This is a genomic window from Tropicibacter naphthalenivorans (assembly GCF_900176475.1).
Taxonomy (GTDB): Bacteria; Pseudomonadota; Alphaproteobacteria; order Rhodobacterales; family Rhodobacteraceae; genus Tropicibacter; species Tropicibacter naphthalenivorans.
In genome coordinates this window covers 86,790-104,752 of the sequence record NZ_FWXX01000007.1, presented here as the reverse complement: position 1 = coordinate 104,752, position 17,963 = coordinate 86,790, and the positions used below count along the sequence as shown (strand labels likewise).

The 17,963-nt window shown below is 63.4% G+C and carries 18 protein-coding genes; 9 read left to right on the top strand and 9 right to left on the bottom strand.

Annotated elements, in window-relative coordinates; genetic code table 11:
- Positions 1-30 precede the first annotated feature (30 nt).
- From odhB to lpdA, 5 genes are all read left to right on the top strand, one after another.
- Positions 31-1,542 carry a 2-oxoglutarate dehydrogenase complex dihydrolipoyllysine-residue succinyltransferase gene (gene odhB / locus B9A11_RS14920; protein ID WP_058247264.1) on the top strand — a complete coding sequence of 504 codons (1,512 nt, stop codon included), beginning with the start codon at positions 31-33 and terminating at the stop codon, positions 1,540-1,542.
- 83 nt (positions 1,543-1,625) lie between these two features.
- Complete coding sequence (locus B9A11_RS14915) at positions 1,626-2,123, top strand: hypothetical protein (protein ID WP_143595894.1); 498 nt, start codon at positions 1,626-1,628, stop codon at positions 2,121-2,123.
- Positions 2,120-3,082, top strand: coding sequence for a glycosyltransferase family 2 protein (locus tag B9A11_RS14910; protein ID WP_058247266.1), 963 nt, complete (start codon positions 2,120-2,122; stop codon positions 3,080-3,082). The genes B9A11_RS14915 and B9A11_RS14910 overlap by 4 nt, the downstream gene beginning before the upstream one ends.
- On the top strand, positions 3,079-3,468 hold the full coding sequence (locus tag B9A11_RS14905) for an MAPEG family protein (RefSeq protein WP_058247267.1): 390 nt from the start codon (positions 3,079-3,081) through the stop codon (positions 3,466-3,468). The genes B9A11_RS14910 and B9A11_RS14905 overlap by 4 nt, the downstream gene beginning before the upstream one ends.
- An 88-nt stretch (positions 3,469-3,556) precedes the next feature.
- Complete coding sequence (lpdA, locus tag B9A11_RS14900) at positions 3,557-4,951, top strand: dihydrolipoyl dehydrogenase (protein WP_058247268.1); 1,395 nt, start codon at positions 3,557-3,559, stop codon at positions 4,949-4,951.
- A 66-nt stretch (positions 4,952-5,017) separates the two neighbouring features.
- On the opposite strand, the gene B9A11_RS14895 is transcribed toward lpdA, so the two are convergent.
- From B9A11_RS14895 to B9A11_RS14880, 4 genes are read right to left on the bottom strand one after another with little or no spacing between them, the layout of a single operon-like run.
- On the bottom strand, positions 5,018-5,722 hold the full coding sequence (locus tag B9A11_RS14895; protein ID WP_058247269.1) for an intradiol ring-cleavage dioxygenase: 705 nt from the start codon (positions 5,720-5,722) through the stop codon (positions 5,018-5,020).
- Between the two features lie 60 nt (positions 5,723-5,782).
- A complete protein-coding gene (locus tag B9A11_RS14890) occupies positions 5,783-6,469 on the bottom strand; it encodes a lysophospholipid acyltransferase family protein (RefSeq protein WP_058247836.1) in 687 nt (228 codons plus the stop codon).
- A gap of 47 nt (positions 6,470-6,516) precedes the next feature.
- Positions 6,517-7,422 (bottom strand): cell division protein FtsX, encoded by a 906-nt coding sequence (locus tag B9A11_RS14885; RefSeq protein WP_058247270.1) that lies wholly within the window; start codon positions 7,420-7,422, stop codon positions 6,517-6,519.
- Positions 7,419-8,096: a cell division ATP-binding protein FtsE gene (locus B9A11_RS14880; protein ID WP_058247271.1), complete on the bottom strand. Its 678-nt coding sequence runs from the start codon at positions 8,094-8,096 to the stop codon at positions 7,419-7,421. The genes B9A11_RS14885 and B9A11_RS14880 overlap by 4 nt, the downstream gene beginning before the upstream one ends.
- Before the next feature lie 158 nt (positions 8,097-8,254).
- Between B9A11_RS14880 and B9A11_RS14875 the strand changes: the two genes are divergently transcribed.
- Positions 8,255-9,166 carry a zinc-ribbon domain-containing protein gene (locus B9A11_RS14875; protein ID WP_083499851.1) on the top strand — a complete coding sequence of 304 codons (912 nt, stop codon included), beginning with the start codon at positions 8,255-8,257 and terminating at the stop codon, positions 9,164-9,166.
- 61 nt (positions 9,167-9,227) lie between these two features.
- Here B9A11_RS14875 and B9A11_RS14870 read toward each other — a convergent pair whose 3' ends face one another.
- The 3 genes from B9A11_RS14870 to B9A11_RS14860 form a co-directional block, all read right to left on the bottom strand.
- Positions 9,228-10,493, bottom strand: a complete 1,266-nt coding sequence (locus tag B9A11_RS14870; protein WP_058247273.1) for an ABC transporter permease subunit — start codon at positions 10,491-10,493, stop codon at positions 9,228-9,230.
- A 1-nt stretch (position 10,494) separates the two neighbouring features.
- Positions 10,495-11,298, bottom strand: coding sequence for an ATP-binding cassette domain-containing protein (locus tag B9A11_RS14865; RefSeq protein WP_058247837.1), 804 nt, complete (start codon positions 11,296-11,298; stop codon positions 10,495-10,497).
- A gap of 123 nt (positions 11,299-11,421) precedes the next feature.
- Positions 11,422-12,423: a taurine ABC transporter substrate-binding protein gene (locus tag B9A11_RS14860; RefSeq protein WP_058247274.1), complete on the bottom strand. Its 1,002-nt coding sequence runs from the start codon at positions 12,421-12,423 to the stop codon at positions 11,422-11,424.
- Positions 12,424-12,760: 337 nt separating this feature from the next.
- Here B9A11_RS14860 and B9A11_RS14855 point away from each other — a divergent pair, with 337 nt between their 5' ends.
- Both B9A11_RS14855 and B9A11_RS14850 read left to right on the top strand, forming a co-directional pair.
- Positions 12,761-14,149: an aminotransferase family protein gene (locus B9A11_RS14855; protein ID WP_058247275.1), complete on the top strand. Its 1,389-nt coding sequence runs from the start codon at positions 12,761-12,763 to the stop codon at positions 14,147-14,149.
- Positions 14,150-14,164: 15 nt separating this feature from the next.
- On the top strand, positions 14,165-14,851 hold the full coding sequence (locus tag B9A11_RS14850) for a GNAT family N-acetyltransferase (protein WP_234988867.1): 687 nt from the start codon (positions 14,165-14,167) through the stop codon (positions 14,849-14,851).
- Positions 14,852-14,962: 111 nt separating this feature from the next.
- On the opposite strand, the gene B9A11_RS14845 is transcribed toward B9A11_RS14850, so the two are convergent.
- Together B9A11_RS14845 and B9A11_RS14840 are read right to left on the bottom strand one after the other, a co-directional pair.
- Entirely contained in the window at positions 14,963-15,253 is a 291-nt protein-coding gene (locus B9A11_RS14845) for an HU family DNA-binding protein (RefSeq protein WP_058247277.1), read from the bottom strand.
- 131 nt (positions 15,254-15,384) lie between these two features.
- A complete protein-coding gene (locus tag B9A11_RS14840) occupies positions 15,385-16,839 on the bottom strand; it encodes an AMP nucleosidase (protein WP_143595898.1) in 1,455 nt (484 codons plus the stop codon).
- Between the two features lie 139 nt (positions 16,840-16,978).
- Here B9A11_RS14840 and B9A11_RS14835 point away from each other — a divergent pair, with 139 nt between their 5' ends.
- Positions 16,979-17,947: a DNA topoisomerase IB gene (locus tag B9A11_RS14835; protein ID WP_058247279.1), complete on the top strand. Its 969-nt coding sequence runs from the start codon at positions 16,979-16,981 to the stop codon at positions 17,945-17,947.
- Positions 17,948-17,963 lie beyond the last annotated feature (16 nt).

The following is a 17,963-nucleotide window of genomic DNA, read 5'->3' as shown; positions in this document are numbered from 1 at the left end:
CCCTAGGGTATCTAAAAAGGATTGATGAAAATGACCGAAGTACGCGTCCCCACCCTGGGCGAATCCGTGACCGAGGCAACCGTGGCAACATGGTTCAAAAAGCCCGGCGACACCGTTGCCGTGGACGAAATGCTCTGCGAGCTGGAAACCGACAAGGTCACCGTCGAGGTGCCCTCGCCCGTGGCTGGCACCCTGTCCGACATCGTCGCCAACGAAGGGGACACCGTGGGCGTCGACGCCCTGCTGGCCAACATCTCCGAAGGCGACGCGGGCAGCGACACCGCGCCCAAGGCCAAGGAAGCCGCAGCCGAGGCGCCCAAGGCGTCCGGCGGCGCATCGGAATCGGTTGACGTGATGGTCCCGACGCTGGGCGAGTCCGTGTCCGAAGCAACCGTGTCCACGTGGTTCAAGAAGGTCGGCGACAGCGTCCAGCAGGACGAGATGCTCTGCGAGCTGGAAACCGACAAGGTTTCCGTCGAGGTTCCCGCGCCCGCTTCCGGCACCCTGACCGAGATCATCGCCGCCGAAGGCAGCACAGTCGAAGCCGGCGGCAAGCTGGCGGTCATGTCCTCGGGCGACGCGCCTGCGGCGGCTCCGGCGGACACCCAGTACAGCACGCCCCCCGCAGGGAACGGCGGCGCTGGCAAGGACATCAAGGACGGCCCCGCCGCCGAGAAAGCCATGGCCGAAGCGGGTATCTCCCGTGATGCCGTGACCGGCACCGGCAAGGATGGCCGCGCCACCAAGGCCGACGTTGCCGCCGCCGTGGCCGCTGCGAAATCCGCGCCCGCGCCTGCTGCGGCCGCGGCTGCCCCGCGCGCGCCGGTGTCCGCTGACGACGCCTCGCGCGAAGAGCGGGTCAAGATGACCCGTCTGCGCCAGACCATCGCCCGCCGTCTCAAGGACGCGCAGAACACCGCCGCGATCCTGACCACCTACAACGAGGTGGACATGACCGAGTGCATGGCCCTGCGCAAAGAGTACAAAGACCTCTTTGAGAAAAAGCACGGCGTGCGTCTGGGCTTTATGTCCTTCTTCACCAAGGCGTGCTGCCACGCCCTGAAAGAAGTGCCCGAAGTCAACGCCGAGATCGACGGCACCGACATCGTCTACAAGAACTTTGTCCACATGGGCATCGCTGCGGGCACCCCGCAGGGTCTGGTGGTTCCGGTCATCCGTGACGCCGACCAGATGTCCTTTGCCGAGATCGAAAAGGCGATCGCCGAAAAGGGCAAGCGCGCCCGCGACGGCAAGCTGTCCATGGCGGAAATGCAGGGCGGCACCTTCACCATCTCCAACGGTGGTGTGTATGGCTCGCTGATGTCCTCGCCGATCCTGAACCCCCCGCAGTCCGGCATCCTCGGCATGCACAAGATCCAGGACCGTCCGATGGTCATCAACGGCGAGATCAAGATCCGCCCGATGATGTACCTCGCCCTGTCCTACGATCACCGCATCGTCGACGGCAAAGGCGCCGTGACCTTCCTCGTGCGCGTCAAGGAAGCGCTCGAAGATCCGCGCCGCCTGCTGATGGACCTGTAATCCGAGGCTAACCTTTTGCGCCGTCCCTCGTCTGGGGCGGCGCCCCCCCCCCCCGCCCGAACGCTCTAGATACGCGACACGTCATGGCACAGCGCAGAACCACATCCGATATGCGCCTCGAAATCGCGCGTCTGGCCTCTGGCGTTGATGTCTACCGCGACTGGGTCATTCAGGCCTATCGCGCCGCCCATGGCACCGATCCCGACCTGAACCAGATCGTCGAGCCGGGGCAGAGTTTTCTCGACATGTTTGACCAAAACCCCAGCGTCTCCGCCGGTGACTACCTGCTGCGCGATCTGCGCATGTGGTATTCGGTGACGGCGGATGAGATGCACGGCGGCGGGTCTGACATCGACGCCTTCCTGACGCATTTCCGGGCCGAGACCGGCTTTGATTTCCTTGAGGAAACCGGGCTCTTGCCCAAGCTGGCGGCCAAAGTGCTGAAACGCGGCCATGTGACATCCACTCAGGAATGGCGCATGTTGCGCGAGTTGACGGATCACTCGGGCCAGACCACGCTTGCGCCCGCAGACTTGGCGCGGCTTTCAAGCCTCATGGCACGGTTCGAGGCGGCACAATGACGATCGCCCTCGCCTCTTGTATGCGCAACGAAGGGATTTTCCTGCTCGAATGGCTGGCCTTTCACAGCGCGCTTGGGTTCGACCGCATTGTCGTGGTGACGAACGATTGCACCGATGGGTCTGACATGTTGCTGGATGCTTTGGCCGATATGGGCGTCGTGACCCACATCCGCCAAGACGTGCCGGACGGCGCATCGCCGCAAGACGCCGGGATGGACCATGTTCTAACGCTTTGCCGTGAAAGCGAAATCACCCACGTCCTGCACATCGACAGCGACGAATTCCTGCATCTGCCGGACGGCACCCTGTCTGACCTGCTGGAGCGCACGCAGGACGCCGACGTGGTGCCGATCCCGTGGCTCGCCTTGGGCGACAGCGGCGTCACCGACTGGACGCCCGGCGATCTGGTCCTTGCCCGCAATACCCGCGCCGCCTTGGGCCTTGAACCGGGGGTTACCAAGTTCAAATGCCTGTTCCGGGTCGCCAGCTTTGCCAAGGCCACCGATCACAACCCGCTGGAGCCGTTGGTGGATGATCCGCAGGTGCGCTCGCCGGACGGAAAAAAATTGCGCAACGGGACGCTCTATCAGGAGAAATCCGCGCGTTTTCGTCCCCTGGGCAAGGCCTGTGACGTGACCTCGGCGTTCCTGTTTCACTACGCGGTGAAATCGCAGGACCTGTTCCTGATGAAGAACGACCGCGGCGACGGCCAGGGCAAGGCCAGCGCGAAATACCACCTTGGCAGCGGCTGGCACGCGCAGGCAAACCGCAACGACGCCGAAGAAAGCTCGATGTTGGCGCATCTGCCGCAGGTTGAGGCGCAGATTGCCGCATGGCGCGCCGATCCGGCGGTGGCATCTGCCGAGCAAGCCTGCCACAACTGGTTCATCACCCGCCGCGCGCAGGTTCTAACGCCTGAAAACCGCGCCGCATGGACCCGAGGAAAGGCCACCGCATGACACCCGAATTGACCGCCCTCACCCTGTCTGCCCTGCTGCAAGTCTGCATCTTCGTGGCCTATTCCATCACCGCGCAAATGCAGGTCGGCCGCAAATACGCAGCCTCGCCGCGCGACACCCCGCGCGAATTGACCGGCAAGGCCGGGCGGCTGCAACGCACTATGGCCAACCACTTCGAAGGGCTGATCCTGTTTGGCATCGCCGCCACCGTGCTGACCTATGCCGACAAGGCGTCCGAAACCACCGCGTTGGCCGCCATGACCTATCTGCTCGCCCGCGTCCTGTACGTGCCCGCCTATGTCTGGGGCTGGACGCCGTGGCGCTCGCTCATCTGGTTTATCGGCCTTTTGGCCACCGTCTTTATGCTGATCAAGGCTTTGCTCTAGATCGACCCTCAAACCCAGGCCCCCGCGTGGGGCCCCTCATTCCAAAGGGACGGCACGCGCCGTTCTTTGCAAACAAAAGGAAAACGACATGGCACAATACGACGTCATCGTGATCGGCGCTGGCCCCGGCGGCTACGTCTCGGCTATTCGCTGCGCGCAGCTGGGCCTGAAAACCGCTTGCGTCGAAGGGCGCGAAACGCTGGGCGGCACCTGCCTGAACGTGGGCTGCATCCCGTCCAAGGCGCTGCTGCACGCGTCGCACCAGCTGCACGAGGCAGAGCACAACTTTGCCAAGATGGGCCTCAAGGGCAAAGCGCCGTCGGTCGATTTCAAGCAGATGCTGGCCTATAAGGACGACGTCATTGGCCAGAACACCAAGGGCATCGAATTTCTGTTCAAAAAGAACAAGGTAGACTGGATCAAGGGCTGGGCCTCTATCCCCGAGGCGGGCAAGGTCAAGGTCGGCGACGAGGTCTATGAGGCCAAGAACATCATCATCGCGTCCGGGTCCGAGCCTGCGCCGGTTCCGGGTGCCGATGTGACCGTCGACGAGAAAATCGTCGTGACCTCGACCGGCGCGCTCGAGCTGCCGAAGGTGCCGAAAAAGCTGGTGGTGATCGGCGCGGGCGTCATCGGTCTGGAAATGGGCTCGGTCTATGCGCGTCTCGGCGCCGAGGTCGAGGTGATCGAATTCCTCGACGCGATCACGCCGGGGATGGACTCCGAGGTGCAGCGCGCCTTCCAAAAGCTGCTGACCAAGCAGGGGCTCAAGTTCACCATGGGCGCGGCGGTGCAAAAGGTCGAAACCAAGGGCGGCAAGGCCACCGTCACCTACAAGCTGCGCAAGGACGACTCCGAGCATACCACCGACGCCGATGTGGTGCTCTGCGCCACCGGTCGCCGTCCGTTTGTGGATGGTCTCGGCCTTGAAGCGCTTGGTGTCGAGATGACCCCGCGCGGTCAGATCAAGACCGACGACCACTGGAAGACCAACGTGCCGGGCATCTACGCCATTGGCGACGCGATCGAAGGCCCGATGCTGGCGCACAAGGCCGAGGATGAAGGCATGGCCGCCGCCGAGGTCATCGCGGGCAAGCATGGTCACGTGAACTACGACGTGATCCCCGGCGTGATCTACACCCACCCCGAGGTGGCGACTGTGGGCAAGACCGAGGACCAGCTCAAGGAGGCCGGTGTTGCCTATAAGGTCGGCAAGTTCTCGTTCATGGGCAATGGCCGCGCCAAGGCTGTGTTCGCGGGCGACGGCTTTGTCAAACTGCTGGTGGACAAGGAAACTGACCGCATCCTCGGCTGCCACATCATCGGCCCGGCGGCGGGCGACCTGATCCACGAGATCTGCGTCGGCATGGAATTTGGTGCCTCTGCCGAGGACATCGCGCTGACCTGCCACGCGCACCCGACCTTCTCCGAGGCTGTGCGGGAGGCAGCGCTGGCCTGTGGCGACGGGGCGATCCACGCGTAAGCCTCTGGAAACCTTGAGATAAACAAAGGGCGCGAGGTTCCCCCCTCGCGCCCTTTTTTCACGTTTTTAAGCGTTAATGCCCACCACAAGAGCGGCGTCGTAATACTCGGGGTATTGCTGGACCGCCGCGTAGGCGCCATCGCCCGCCCGGCGCAAAATGCCATCGCTGGAGTTCATCGTATCGCGCTGCCCGGCGCGTTCGTTGTAAGGCGCGGTGCTGTCGAACAGCGCCTCGGACACGGTATCGGGAAAGAACAGCTGGCTGGTCAGCACGGTGCGCTGGTCCAGAAACACCTTGTAGTGGATGTGCGTCGTGCGCCCCGGATACCAGCCGGGATAGATTGTCTGAAAGGTCGTGGTGCCGTTGGCATTGGTCATCTGGGTGCCGCGCAGGAACGTCTCGCCGCGGGCGTCATTGCCCGTGCCGCGGTTGCGATAGCCCGAGTAGATGCCCCGCGCGTCGCAATGCCAGATATCCACGCGGGCGTTCGGGATAGCGACGCAATCAGCGCTCACGACTTGGATTTGCAGGCGCAGGGGCATCCCCTCGCGGTCCTCGGTCACATCGGCGCGCACCAGATCGGGGTCAAAGTAATACGGCCCCTCGGTCATCGCCGGGGTCACGAGGCACACGTTCGGAGAGATCAGGCCAGCGCCCTGGGCTTGGGCCCGCGCAGCGCTGGGAAAAGCGCCAATCCCGGTCAGCGCGATGGGGGATGCCGCCAGCCCCGCCAAAAGCGAGCGACGATTAAGGTACGGTATTGCAGACATGATCAGGCCTTTTGTTCGTGCGTTTCCTAGGTTGAACGCACGAACCCGCGTTTTCCGCCTTCACGATTTCGTAAGCACCTCGGGGGTAAACCCAGCCTCGGCCATCAGCGCGTCAGAGGCCGCTTCGACCTCTGTTTCCAGACGGCGCATGAACGGCTCACGCCCCAGCCCCGGTGCGATTTCCGGCAGGAACTCGACCACCGCCAGACCCGGCTTGCGCAGAATGCCCGTGCGCGGCCAGAACAGCCCGCAGTTGGTGGCGGCGGGTACGCAAGGCTGCCCCGCCTGTTCGTACAGCAGCGCCGCGCCGACCTTATACGGTTTGACCACGCCGGGGGCGACACGGGTGCCTTGGGGGTAGATCACCAGCTGGCCGGGTTCGGCGCGGCCCTTTTCTACGTCCGCCAGCATCTTGGTAATCGCCTGCCCGCGCTTGCCGCGATGCACCGGGACGCAGCCGATACGGTATGCGTAGAGGCCAATGATCGGGGTGAACAGCAACTCGCGCTTCATGATGAACTTGGCGGCGGGCACCTCGGAAAAGATCATCAAAATGTCGAGGAAAGACTGGTGCTTGGCCGCGATCAGCACTTCGCCGGTGGGGATCGGGCCACGCACTTCGGTTTTCAGGCCGACCATCCAAGAGGCCGTCCAGCGCACCCAAAGCGTGAAACTGCGACAGGCGAGGCGCGCCCCCTTGGGCGAGACCAGCGCCCAGGGCAGAAACACGATGCCAAGCACCAGCATCGCCAGCGCGTTTTGCACCACGAAGATCAGCGAACGAATGTATTGTATCAAGCGAGTCCTCCCAGAACCCGGCGCGCAGCCATTTGCGTTGCGAGATAGGCGACCACGGCGGCGAGCGGCGGCACCAGCAAGGGCAACAGCCAGTGCCAGCCCTCGAATCGCAGCCCCGTCAGGAAACCGCCTGCCCCGCTGTCACCGGGCATCAGCAGCACGGCGAGCAGGCCAACCAGCGTGCCGACGCCCGCGCCCAGCAGCGTGCGCAGAGTGAACCGGCGCACAAAGGCCCCGGCGATGTAACCGTCTGTGGCGCCGACCAAACGCAGCACCGTGATGACTTGGCGGTTGGCGGCCAGCGCAGAATTCGCGGCCAGCGTGACCATCGCGCCCGTCGCCGCGCCAATCAGCAGGATCGACACCCAGCCCAGCAAGCGCAGCCGCCCCGCCGCGACCATCAAGGGCCGCCGCCAACGGGTGTGTTCGTCCAGCACCGCGCCGGGAACTTCGGCGGACAGACGCAGGCGCAGACCTTCGGAATCGTAGCCCTCGTCGCTCTCGATCACAGAGATCAGCTGCGGGATCGGCAGGGTCTGCACCGGCAGGTCGGGGCCGAACCACGGCTCCAGCAGGGCTTGTTGTTCCTCGGGGGTCAGCGCGCGGGCCGAGGCGACGCCGGGCGTCTGTTCCAAGACACGCAAAGCAGCAGCGGTCTGCGCCGCCATCTGCCCAGCGGGGGCGGAAATGCGGATCGTGCTCTCGCGCGCCAGCTCGTCCCCCCAAGAGGTCGCAAGCCGCCCCGAGGCCAGCGACAAGGCCAGCGCAAAGATCGTCAAGAACGCCATCGCCGCCGAGGTAAAGACCGTCAGCCGCGCGGTGAACCCGGTGGGCGGGACGACGCGGTCGGCGCCGCTGTCGGGGCTGGTGAGCCCGCGCAGCTTATCCAGCAGCGCCCTCACAGGTCGACCCCCGCCGCCTGCAAGGTGCGGTTGGCGATCCGCAGATTACGCGCGGAAACCAACGACTTGGCCGCGCGGATCAGCATCAGATCATGGGTCGCGATCATCACCGTCTTGCCCATCTTGTTCAGCTCGACCAAGAGGCGCAGCAACCGCTGGGACATCTCCCAATCGACGTTGCCGGTGGGCTCATCGGCCAAAATCACGTCCGGCGACAGGATCAAGGCGCGCGCAAGCGCCGCCCGCTGCCGTTCCCCGCCTGACAGCTCCGGCGGCAGCGCGTCGTATTTGTCGGTCAGGCCCACCCAGCTCATCAGTTCATTGAGGTTGTCCACCTGTTCCGGGCTCGCCTGCCCGGACACCGTCAGCGGCAAAGCGATGTTCTCGGCCAGCGGCAGATGGTCCAGAAACTGGCAATCTTGGTGAACAACGCCGATCCGCCGCCGGGCAAAGGCCACGTCATCGCGCCCCATCTGCGCCAAGTCTTGGTCGAACAGGCGAATGCGGCCTTCGGTCGGACGCAGGGCACCATAGCACAGCTTTAGGAACGTCGTCTTGCCCGCGCCCGAAGGGCCGGTCAGGAAATGGAACGCCCCGGGCGCCAATTGCAGCGACATATCCGTCAACAGCGCGTCGCTGCCATAGGAATAGGCCACATTTTCCAGCTCGATCACGCCGCACCCGCCCGTTTGTAAAACTGTCACCGTTTTGCCCGACCGGGACGTTTCTTGCAATGTCGCACGCGGTTAAGAATTGGACTTTCCGCCGTGTTTCGTGCAGCTTACAGTCGAAACAAGCCATTGGGGAAGGCAAGGAGCACAACGTGAGCAAGATGCGGCTGATATGCCCGAACTGCGGCGCACAATACGAGGTGCCCGTCGAGGTGGTGCCCGAGGGCGGTCGCGACGTGCAATGTTCGAACTGCGGGCATACGTGGTTCCAGCGCCACCCCGACGACGACCCCGATCTTGCCGAAGAGCTGAACCTGCCGGTCCCGGACCAAAGCTGGCAACCCGAGGATGAAGAAGACGGCCCCGAGCCGGATCCAGAGGTCGTGCCGCCTGCGCCGCCGCTTGATCCGCCGCGCCGTCAGATCGACCCGGAGATGGCCGCGCTGTTCGCCGAAGAGCGCGATCTGGAAATCAAGCGCCGTCAGGCCGAGGCGTTGGAAAGCCAGCCGGACTTGGGCCTGGAAGAGCCGGACGAGGATGAGCACGCCCGCCGTGCCCGCGAGTCGCGCGAGCGGATGGCGCGTCTGCGCGGCGAAGATCCGGCCTCTGAAACCACCCGTCGCGCCACGCCGCGCCCTGCCCCGATCGTCGCGCCCCCCGAGGAGGACGAGGACGACGAACAGGCGCGCCATGTGGCCGAAACGGCCGCGGCGGCTGCCGCTGCGGGGTCGCGCCGTGACCTGTTGCCCAACGTCGACGAGATCAACCAGACCCTTCGCGCCGAAAGCGATCCACACACCCAAGACGACAAAGATGCCTACCCAGAGGACACCGCAGCCGCGCAGCGCAGCGGCTTTCGTCAGGGGTTTTTCTTGGTGGTTCTGCTCGCGGCAGCGGCGATTGCCGTCTACGCCTATGCGCCGCAACTGACGCAGATGGTGCCGCAGCTTGGCCCGGTTCTGGATGGCTATGTGGCTCAGGTGAACGAAGGGCGGTTCTGGCTGGATGGTCAAGTGACCGAGCTGCTCAGATCGCTCGACTCCATGAGTTCCGAAGCGGCGAGCGATAGCTAAATCGTTGATTTAGAAAGACGAAGGGCGGGGGTTCCCGCCCTTTTTTCGTGCCTACCAATGCTTAGATGCGCCCCTTCCACGGCACCAGTGCCTTTTCCGCAAGGCGCATCAGGATGTCGATGCCAAAGCCGATCAGGCCGATCAGGATGATCCCCATGATGACGATGTCGGTCAGCTGAAACTTGGAGGCGACCATGATCATCATGCCTGCGCCCTTTTCGGCGGCGACCAGTTCGGCGGCCACCACCGTGCCCCAGCAGACCCCCATGGCCACCCGCGCGCCGGTGAAAATCTCGGGCAGCGAGTTGGGCACGATGACGTGGCGCATGATTTGCCACTTGGACGCGCCAAGGCTGTAGGCCGCGTGGACCTTAGAAATTGCGACACCGGACACCCCGGCGCGCGCCGCAATGGCCATGATCCAAAGCGCCGCGAGGAAGAGCAGGATGATCTTGCCCAGCTCGCCAATGCCCGCCCAGATGATCACCAGCGGGATCAGGGCCAGCGGCGGCACTGGGCGCATGAACTCTACGATCGGGTCAAACCAGCCGCGAAACCAATCACTTAGCCCCATGGCGTAGCCCAGCGGGATGCCCACCAAAGCGCCGAAAAAGAAGCCTACGATCACGCGGAACAATGACCAGCCGAGATGCTCCCACAGGGTGCTGTCGCGGTAGCCTTCGTTTGCGATCTCGACCAGACGGGCGACCACCGCTTCGGGTGGGGGCAGCCAGATCGGCTCCATCTGCCAGCCTTTGGCGGGCTCAAAGTTCAGCGTCCCCTTGGGCGACATCCCCACCCGGCCAAATTCGGTCATGACCTCGCCGCCGGGCGCGATGGGCTGGCCGTTGACGGCGGTGACCGTGTGGCCCACGTCGCGCCCGTATTCGTCGTTCTTGTCCACACGGATCAACCCCGAGCGCCACGCGCCCACGGTATCCACGTCATTCTTGGCCCAGCCGCTTCCCGGCGCGATCTCTGGGGGCTGCACATCGGTGCCCACCTCGAACACGCGCACGGTGACGGTGGCGTCGTCCGGCGCCACGCCCTCCGCCTCGGCGGTGTAGTTAAAACTAGCGTCCCCCATGAACGGCCCCGGCGCGTGCAGCATGGAGGGCACCAGTTTAGATCCCGTAAACGCCCCCCAAAGCAAAAAGATCGTCAGGACCGAAATGACAGAGGCGATGCGGTTGGGCCGCACTGCGCTTTCGTCGCCGAAGGTCACGGTCTTGAGAGCAGTGTAATCGGTCATGGCCTTGCGGGCGAGAGTTTTGACCACCACGAAAGAGGTAATGAAAATAAGGGCATAGATGGCAAAAACGATCATCTCAGGCCTCCTCCGTCCGGCCCATGATTTCCTCTTCCATGTCCCAGATCATCGACAGGATCTCTTCGCGTTTGGAAGCAAAATCGAGGTGTTTCTTGACCTCGCGCAGGTCTTGGCCAACGCCCAGATCGGCAAAGGGCAATCGGTATTCGGTGTGGATGCGGCCCGGACGCGGTGCCATGACCAGCAATCGCTCGCCCAGTAGCAACGCCTCTTCGACAGAATGGGTGATCAGGATGATCGTTTTGCCGGTCTCTTTCCACAGCTTCAGCACGAGGCTTTGCATCTTTTCACGGGTCAAGGCGTCCAGCGCGCCCAAGGGTTCATCCATCAAGATCACGTCCGGATCATTGGCCAGACAGCGGGCCAAGGCCACGCGCTGCTGCATCCCGCCGGACAGCTCGTAAACCGCTTTTTCCTTGAAATCGCGCAGGCCAACGACGTCGAGCAAATGATCGACGGTCTGCGCCCACTCGGCCTCTTTTTTGCCGGCCATGCGCGGGCCGAAACTGACGTTGGACCGCACGTCCATCCATTCGAACAGCGCCCCTTGCTGGAACACCATGCCCCGCTCGGCGTCGGGGCCGGTGACGGGATGACCGTTCAGCACGATCTGGCCTTCGGTCGGCGCCAAGAACCCCGCGACGATGTTCAGCAAGGTGGTCTTGCCGCAGCCCGAGGGACCAAGAACGCTAAGCAATTCGCCCTGTTGCAGGGTGAGAGACACGTCCTTGAGCGCCTGAACAGAGCCGCCATCGGGCAGGTCAAAGCGCATGGACAGGTTTTCGATGGTCAATCCACGCATGTCGATGAGGTCTTTCTTCCGGGTTTGGCCGGACGCACAAATCTTTTGCAGAAAAGATTTGCAAAAATCTTGCAAGATTTTTGGTCGGTCCGGGACGCACTGTATCGCCCCGGACCAAACCGATCACATGCCGTTTGCGGCGGCCAGCGGGCCGGTGTTCACGTTCTCGGCGTAGCTGTCCAGCGCGGCGTCGATCGACCCGGCTTCGACAAACACATCTGCCACGCCCTTCATGAACTCTTGCGCGCCGCCGCCCAGCCATTTGGCCGACAGCTGGTCTTCTACCGTCGGAAAGACAAAGGTCGCAAGGGTGGCAGCCGTCGCGTCAGGATCCATGCCCGCGTCCTTGGCGATCACCGGCAGCATCTTGGCCTGGTTCGCCTCATCCGCCCACATGGCGTTGGCATCTGCCGTCACCTTCAGGAATTTCGCAACAATATCAGAGTTTACCGCGACCCAAGCCGAGGGCCCGGACGTTACGTCGAACACCAGAATGCCCAGCTCTTCTTTCTCTGCCCCGGTCAGCAGCACGTTGCCATGCTCTTTCATCCGGCGCAGCGAGCCGCCCCAGCCGCAGGCCATGTCCACCGACCCTTGGGCCAGCGCCGCCGCGCCATCGGGCGGGGCCATATCGACGATCTCCATGCCGGAAATATCCACGCCAAAGTGGCTCATCTGCTTGAGGAAACCATAGTGCGCGGCGGTCCCCAGCGGCACGGCGACCTTTTTACCCGCCAGTTCGCCAGCCGAGTCCTTGTCGATTTCAAGGTCTTCTTTCACCACGCAGTTATCGTTGTCCGAATAGCTGACCGCCACGTCGAGGATCTGCAAATCCTGCCCCGCCGAGGTCGCAACGACGAACGGCGGCACCCCTTGGCTGACGCTCAGCTGCACATCGCCAGAGGCCATGGCCGCAGACATCGCCGTGCCGGTGTCAAAGCTGACCCAGTTGACCGTCATGCCCAGCGCCTCGTCGTACATGCCTTCGGCCTTGGCGTATTCGAACGGCATCGGCCATTCGAGGAAATAGCCCACGGTGATCGCGCCGCCGTGGCTTTCTGCCGCCGCCAAACCGGCCGTCATTGCCAGCGCTGCTGCGCCCATCAGGCTTGCCTTGATGTTCATAACTCTTACTCCCCTGTTTCCGCCAACCGCAAAGACCGACGGCTTGGATTGACGCCTCGTCTCGGGCGCTCTGAGCATGATCCGACCGGAAAATAGGCAATGGATCAACGATTTTTCACAAAACGCAGCCCGTCTTGTTAAAGACGGCGCGTCGAAGAGCGCCTCAATAAACCCGACAATCCATTGTTTTTAAACACATTATCCAGAAACGTCAGAGCGCAAATACCTGACCACCATCAAATTGGACTTACATCGATAGTTAATCTGGCCCTATCCGTTGCTGCTTTTTGTGGCTCATGTGCGGAACATTCCTCCCCCGAATTCCAAGGAGCGCACCATGGACGGCACCTATTCTCAAAACGATCTCAGCCACGTGGTCGACGCCGACAAGGCCCACGTCTGGCACCATCTCGTGCAGCACAAACAGTTCGAATCAAAAGACCCCAACATCATTGTCGAAGGCAAAGGGATGCGGGTCTGGAACCAAGCGGGCAAAGAGCATCTCGACGCGGTGTCGGGCGGCGTCTGGACGGTGAACGTCGGTTACGGCCGCGAGCGCATCGCCAAGGCGGTCTATGACCAGCTGCTGCGGATGAACTATTTCGCGGGCGCTGCGGGCTCGGTCCCCGGGGCGCTGTTCGCCGAGCAGCTGATCGCCAAGATGCCCGGCCTGACCCGCGTTTACTATTGCAACTCTGGCTCCGAGGCGAACGAGAAAGCCTTTAAGATGGTGCGCCAGATCGCGCACAAGCGCTATGGCGGCAAGAAGAACAAGATCCTCTTCCGCGACCGCGACTATCACGGCACCACCATCGCCTGCCTGTCCGCCGGGGGGCAGGACGAGCGCGGCGCGCAGTATGGCCCGTTCACGCCGGGCTTTGTGCGCGTGCCCCACTGCCTGGAATACCGCGCCGCCGATCAGGGCGCCCCGACCGAAGGCTACGGCGAATGGGCGGCGGACCAGATCGAACAGGTGATCCTCGCCGAAGGGCCGGATACCATCGGCGCGATCTGCCTTGAACCCGTGACCGCTGGCGGCGGCGTCATCACCCCGCCCGAGGGCTACTGGCAAAAGGTTCAGGACATCTGCCGCAAGTACGACATCCTTCTGCACATCGACGAAGTCGTCTGCGGCGTCGGGCGCACCGGCACGTGGTTCGGCTATCAGCACTACGGGATCGAACCGGATTTCGTGACCATGGCCAAGGGCGTGGCCTCTGGCTATGCGGCGATTGCCTGCTGCGTGACGTCCGAGCGCGTGTTCGACCTGTTCAAGGACGACGCCTCGGACCCGCTGAACTACTTCCGTGACATTTCCACCTTTGGCGGCTGCACCGCTGGCCCCGCCGCGGCGATTGAGAACCTCGCCATCATCGAAGAGGAAAACCTGCTCGAGAACACCGTGGAAATGGGCGACTACATGATGGGTTGCCTGCTTGAGCTGGCGGACAAGCATCGCGTCATCGGCAATGTGCGCGGCAAGGGGCTGTTCCTCGGGGCCGAGCTGGTTGCCGACCGCGACACCCGCGAACCCGCGCCCGAAGCCAAGGTGCAGGCCGTTGTCGGTGACTGCATGGCACAGGGCGTCATCATCGGCGCGACCAACCGCTCGGTGCCCGGATACAACAATACGTTGTGCTACAGCCCGGCGCTGATCGCCACAAAGGACGACATCGACCAGATCATCGCCGCCACGGACAGCGCTCTGACCAAGGTTTTTGGCTAACACATGACGTCCCGGATGAACGAACACGGGCAGCCCATCGGGTTGCCCGTCACTTGCGCTTTGCCCCGACCTCGCCCCGCGCATATCCCACTTGCGGGCCACTGGGCGACGCTGACCCCGACCCGCGAAAGCGATGCCCAAGGGCTGCTCGATGCCTTCGCCGAGGATACCAGCGGCAAGGGCTGGACCTACCTGCCCGACGCGCCCTGGATCTCGCTCGCCGATGCGACGGCGTTCTGCCGTATGGCGCAGGGCTCTGCCGATCCGATGTTCTACACGGTCACCGACCGCGCGGGCGTCATCAGCGGGTTCCTGTCCTTGCTGCGCATCGACCCCGGCGTCGGCAGCGTCGAGGTGGGCTACATCCATTTCGCGCCGCGCCTGCAACGCACCCCCACCGCGACCGAAGCGATTTTCCTGCTGTTGTCTCAATGCCTTGACGATCTCGGCTACCGGCGTTTCGAATGGAAATGCGATGCGCTGAACGCCCCCTCGCGCGCCGCCGCCCAGCGCTTTGGCTTCGCCCCTGAGGGCGTGTTCCGCAACGCAACCGTCTACAAGGGCCGCTCGCGCGATACCGCGTGGTTCGCCATGACCGACGGCGACTGGCAAGACATCCGCCCGCGCTACGCCGCTTGGCTCTCGCCCGAAAACTTCGACGACAAAGGCCAGCAAATCAAACGCCTGCAGGACTGCGGCTAGCGGGACGGTGGGCGGGGCGCCTTCACCGCAGGTGAACAGCGCCGTCTACCGCCCCCGCAAAAGCAAAAAGGGCCGCCCAAGGCGACCCTTCCCACTAAATCCATTCAGGACTTACGCGTTGACGCTGTCCTTCAGAGCCTTGGCAATGGTCATCTTGACCTGCTTGTCGGCTTCTTTCTTGAACTGGTCGCCCGTTGCGGGGTTGCGGACCATACGCTCGGGACGCTCGCGGCAATAGATCTTGCCCACGCCCGGCAGGGTCACGGCACCGCCTGCGGACACTTCCGAGGTGATGATTTCAACAAGCGAATCCAGAGCCGCACCGGCGGTCTTCTTGTCTGCTTCCATTTTCTCGGCCAGTGCTGCGACCAGCTGAGTCTTCGTCATGGGTTTCGTCGCCATTTCATGGTCTCCTTCACTGCCCACTCACTTGGGCCCCTGAGCGCGGATAAAACAGTATGTAGACGGGAAACACAATAATTCGCGGTCAAAAACCCCTTAGTTATAGGCATAATGTAGCAGGTGCCCCTACGTCAGAGAAACGCGGTTTCCTCGAAGCTGCGCAATTTCCGACTGTGGATACGCTCTAGCGGCATCCCTCTAAGTTGTTCCATCGCGCGAATCCCGATCATCAGGTGACGCGCCACCTGCGTTTTATAGAAATCCGACGCCATTCCCGGCAATTTCAGCTCGCCATGCAGAGGTTTGTCGCTGACGCATAGCAGTGTCCCATAGGGCACGCGAAAGCGAAACCCGTTCGCCGCGATGGTGGCGCTTTCCATATCCAGGGCAATCGCCCGGCTCTGAGACAAGCGCTGCACCGGCCCGGTCTGCTCGCGCAGCTCCCAGTTGCGGTTGTCGACGCTGGCCACGGTGCCGGTCCGCATAACGCGTTTCAGATCATAGCCTTCCAGCTGGGTTTCTTGCGCCACGGCGTTTTCCAGCGCGATCTGGATTTCCGCCAGCGCCGGGATCGGCACCCAGACCGGCAGATCGTCGTCCAGCACCTTGTCCTCTCGCAGATACGCGTGAGCGAGCACAAAATCCCCAAGGCTCTGCGAATTGCGCAGCCCCGCGCAGTGCCCCACCATCAGCCAAGCATGAGGCCGCAGCACCGCGATATGGTCCGTGGCGGTCTTGGCGTTCGACGGCCCCACCCCGATGTTGACCAGCGTGATCCCCCCGCCGTTCTTGCGCTTGAGGTGATAGGTCGGCATTTGCGGCATACGCTCGGGATGCGCGAGCGGCTCCTCTGCCGAGGTGATCTCGACGTTTCCGGTGGACACAAAGCTGGTGTAGCCGCTGTCCGGGTCCGCCAGCTGCGCGCGGGCGTAGGCCTCGAACTCCGAGACGTAGAACTGGTAGTTGGTGAACAGCACATGGTTCTGGAAATGCTGGGGATCGGTGGCGGTGTAATGCGCCAGCCGCGCCAGCGAGTAATCCACCCGCTGCGCGGTAAAGGGGGCCAGCGGTGCCTCGCCCAAGGGTCCGGGCGCGGCCACACCGTTGACGATGTCGTCGTTGGTCGTGTCCAAGTCCGGCACGTCAAAGACGTCGCGCAGGACAAAGGCGCTCGCCCCCTCTTGGGGGACTGTCACGGTCGGGTAATTCGCCACGGCGAAATGCACAGGCATGGGCGTGTCCGACAGGCCGATCTGCAACTTAACCCCATGATTTTCCAGCAAAAGCCCGATCTGCTGCTCCAGATAATTGCGGAACATCCCCGGCCGCGTCACCGTCGTCGCATAGGTGCCCGGCGCGGTCACATGGCCAAAGCTCAGACGGCTGTCGACCTTGGCAAAGCTGGTCGTGGTCAGGCGCACCTCTGGGTAGTAGGCCCGGTAGCGCACCCCCGGATGCCCCTTGGACATCGAGTCAAGGAAGTGATCGCGCAAAAATTCGGCGGCCGCATCATAGAGCGCGCACAGGCGGTCCACCGCCGCCTTGGGGTCGTCGAACAGTTCGGATGCGGGCACCCGCGGCGACATGATTTCCAATTGTCCGGCCTGATCCTGCACGTTGGTTCCTTTCGTTGTTCTTACCCGGCAGCGTGACAGTTTGCCCCAGCAGGTTCAAGACAGGTTCAAACACCGGGAACCTCGCGGGCGCTTTTCGAGTTGCCCCGGTATGCTCAAACCGCCCGACCTGATCTATTTCCCAGACGACCGCCCCGGCATCACCCGCCAGAGGCGCGGGCGCGGCTTTAGCTATCTGGCCCCGGACGGCACCCGCATTGACGATCCGCAAGAACGCAGCCGGATCAAGGCTTTGGCCGTCCCACCCGCCTATCAGGATGTGTGGATTTGCCCCGCGGACAACGGCCATCTTCAGGCCACGGGGCGCGATGCGCGCGGGCGCAAGCAGTACCGCTATCACCCGGATTGGCGCGCATGGCGCAACGCGCAAAAGTTCGACCACCTGCGGGCCTTTGGCGAGGCGCTTCCCGCCCTGCGCCGCCGCATCCGCCAAACGCTGCGCGAAGGCACCGCCGGGGACCGCGATTTCGCCCTCGCCGCCATTCTTGCCCTGCTGGACCGCGCCAGCCTGCGCGTCGGAAGCACCGGCTACGCCCGCGAGAACCAGACTTTTGGCGCGACGACCCTGCGGCGGCGACACCTTGCCTTGGACGATGATCGCCTAACCCTGCGGTATCAGGGCAAAGGCGGCAAAACGGTGCGCAAGACCCTGCGGGATCAGACCCTCAATCGCACGCTGACCCGTCTCGGCGATCTGGCAGGCCCGCAGTTGGTGACTTGGCTCGACGATGGCGGCACCCCGCACGGCATCAGCGCCGGGCAAGTCAACGCCGCCCTCGCCGAGATCACCGGTCAGCCCGACCTGACCGCCAAGACCTTTCGCACGTGGAACGGCAGCGCCGCCGCCTTGCAGGTCGCCCTGGAACCCAAGCCTACGATCAAAGCCATGGCCGATGCCGCCGCCGCGCGCCTGCACAACACCCCGGCGATTGCCCGCAAAAGCTATATCCACCCAAGCGTCATTAACCTGTGCGAGACCCCGCGCGATCTGTCCAAGGCGCCCACCGTCCATGGCCTGCGCCAGACCGAAGCCCGCCTGCTGCACCTGCTATCGGATTGACAACACCGGCCCAGCG

Coding starts and splice junctions, on each gene's coding strand:
- odhB (WP_058247264.1), top strand. CDS start 31: ATGACCGAAGTACGCGTCCCCACCCTGGGCGAATCCGTGACCGAGGCA.
- B9A11_RS14915 (WP_143595894.1), top strand. CDS start 1,626: ATGGCACAGCGCAGAACCACATCCGATATGCGCCTCGAAATCGCGCGT.
- B9A11_RS14910 (WP_058247266.1), top strand. CDS start 2,120: ATGACGATCGCCCTCGCCTCTTGTATGCGCAACGAAGGGATTTTCCTG.
- B9A11_RS14905 (WP_058247267.1), top strand. CDS start 3,079: ATGACACCCGAATTGACCGCCCTCACCCTGTCTGCCCTGCTGCAAGTC.
- lpdA (WP_058247268.1), top strand. CDS start 3,557: ATGGCACAATACGACGTCATCGTGATCGGCGCTGGCCCCGGCGGCTAC.
- B9A11_RS14895 (WP_058247269.1), bottom strand. CDS start 5,722: ATGTCTGCAATACCGTACCTTAATCGTCGCTCGCTTTTGGCGGGGCTG.
- B9A11_RS14890 (WP_058247836.1), bottom strand. CDS start 6,469: ATGCTGGTGCTTGGCATCGTGTTTCTGCCCTGGGCGCTGGTCTCGCCC.
- B9A11_RS14875 (WP_083499851.1), top strand. CDS start 8,255: ATGCGGCTGATATGCCCGAACTGCGGCGCACAATACGAGGTGCCCGTC.
- B9A11_RS14870 (WP_058247273.1), bottom strand. CDS start 10,493: ATGATCGTTTTTGCCATCTATGCCCTTATTTTCATTACCTCTTTCGTG.
- B9A11_RS14865 (WP_058247837.1), bottom strand. CDS start 11,298: ATGCGTGGATTGACCATCGAAAACCTGTCCATGCGCTTTGACCTGCCC.
- B9A11_RS14860 (WP_058247274.1), bottom strand. CDS start 12,423: ATGAACATCAAGGCAAGCCTGATGGGCGCAGCAGCGCTGGCAATGACG.
- B9A11_RS14855 (WP_058247275.1), top strand. CDS start 12,761: ATGGACGGCACCTATTCTCAAAACGATCTCAGCCACGTGGTCGACGCC.
- B9A11_RS14850 (WP_234988867.1), top strand. CDS start 14,165: ATGAACGAACACGGGCAGCCCATCGGGTTGCCCGTCACTTGCGCTTTG.
- B9A11_RS14845 (WP_058247277.1), bottom strand. CDS start 15,253: ATGGCGACGAAACCCATGACGAAGACTCAGCTGGTCGCAGCACTGGCC.
- B9A11_RS14840 (WP_143595898.1), bottom strand. CDS start 16,839: ATGTCGCCGCGGGTGCCCGCATCCGAACTGTTCGACGACCCCAAGGCG.
- B9A11_RS14835 (WP_058247279.1), top strand. CDS start 16,979: ATGCTCAAACCGCCCGACCTGATCTATTTCCCAGACGACCGCCCCGGC.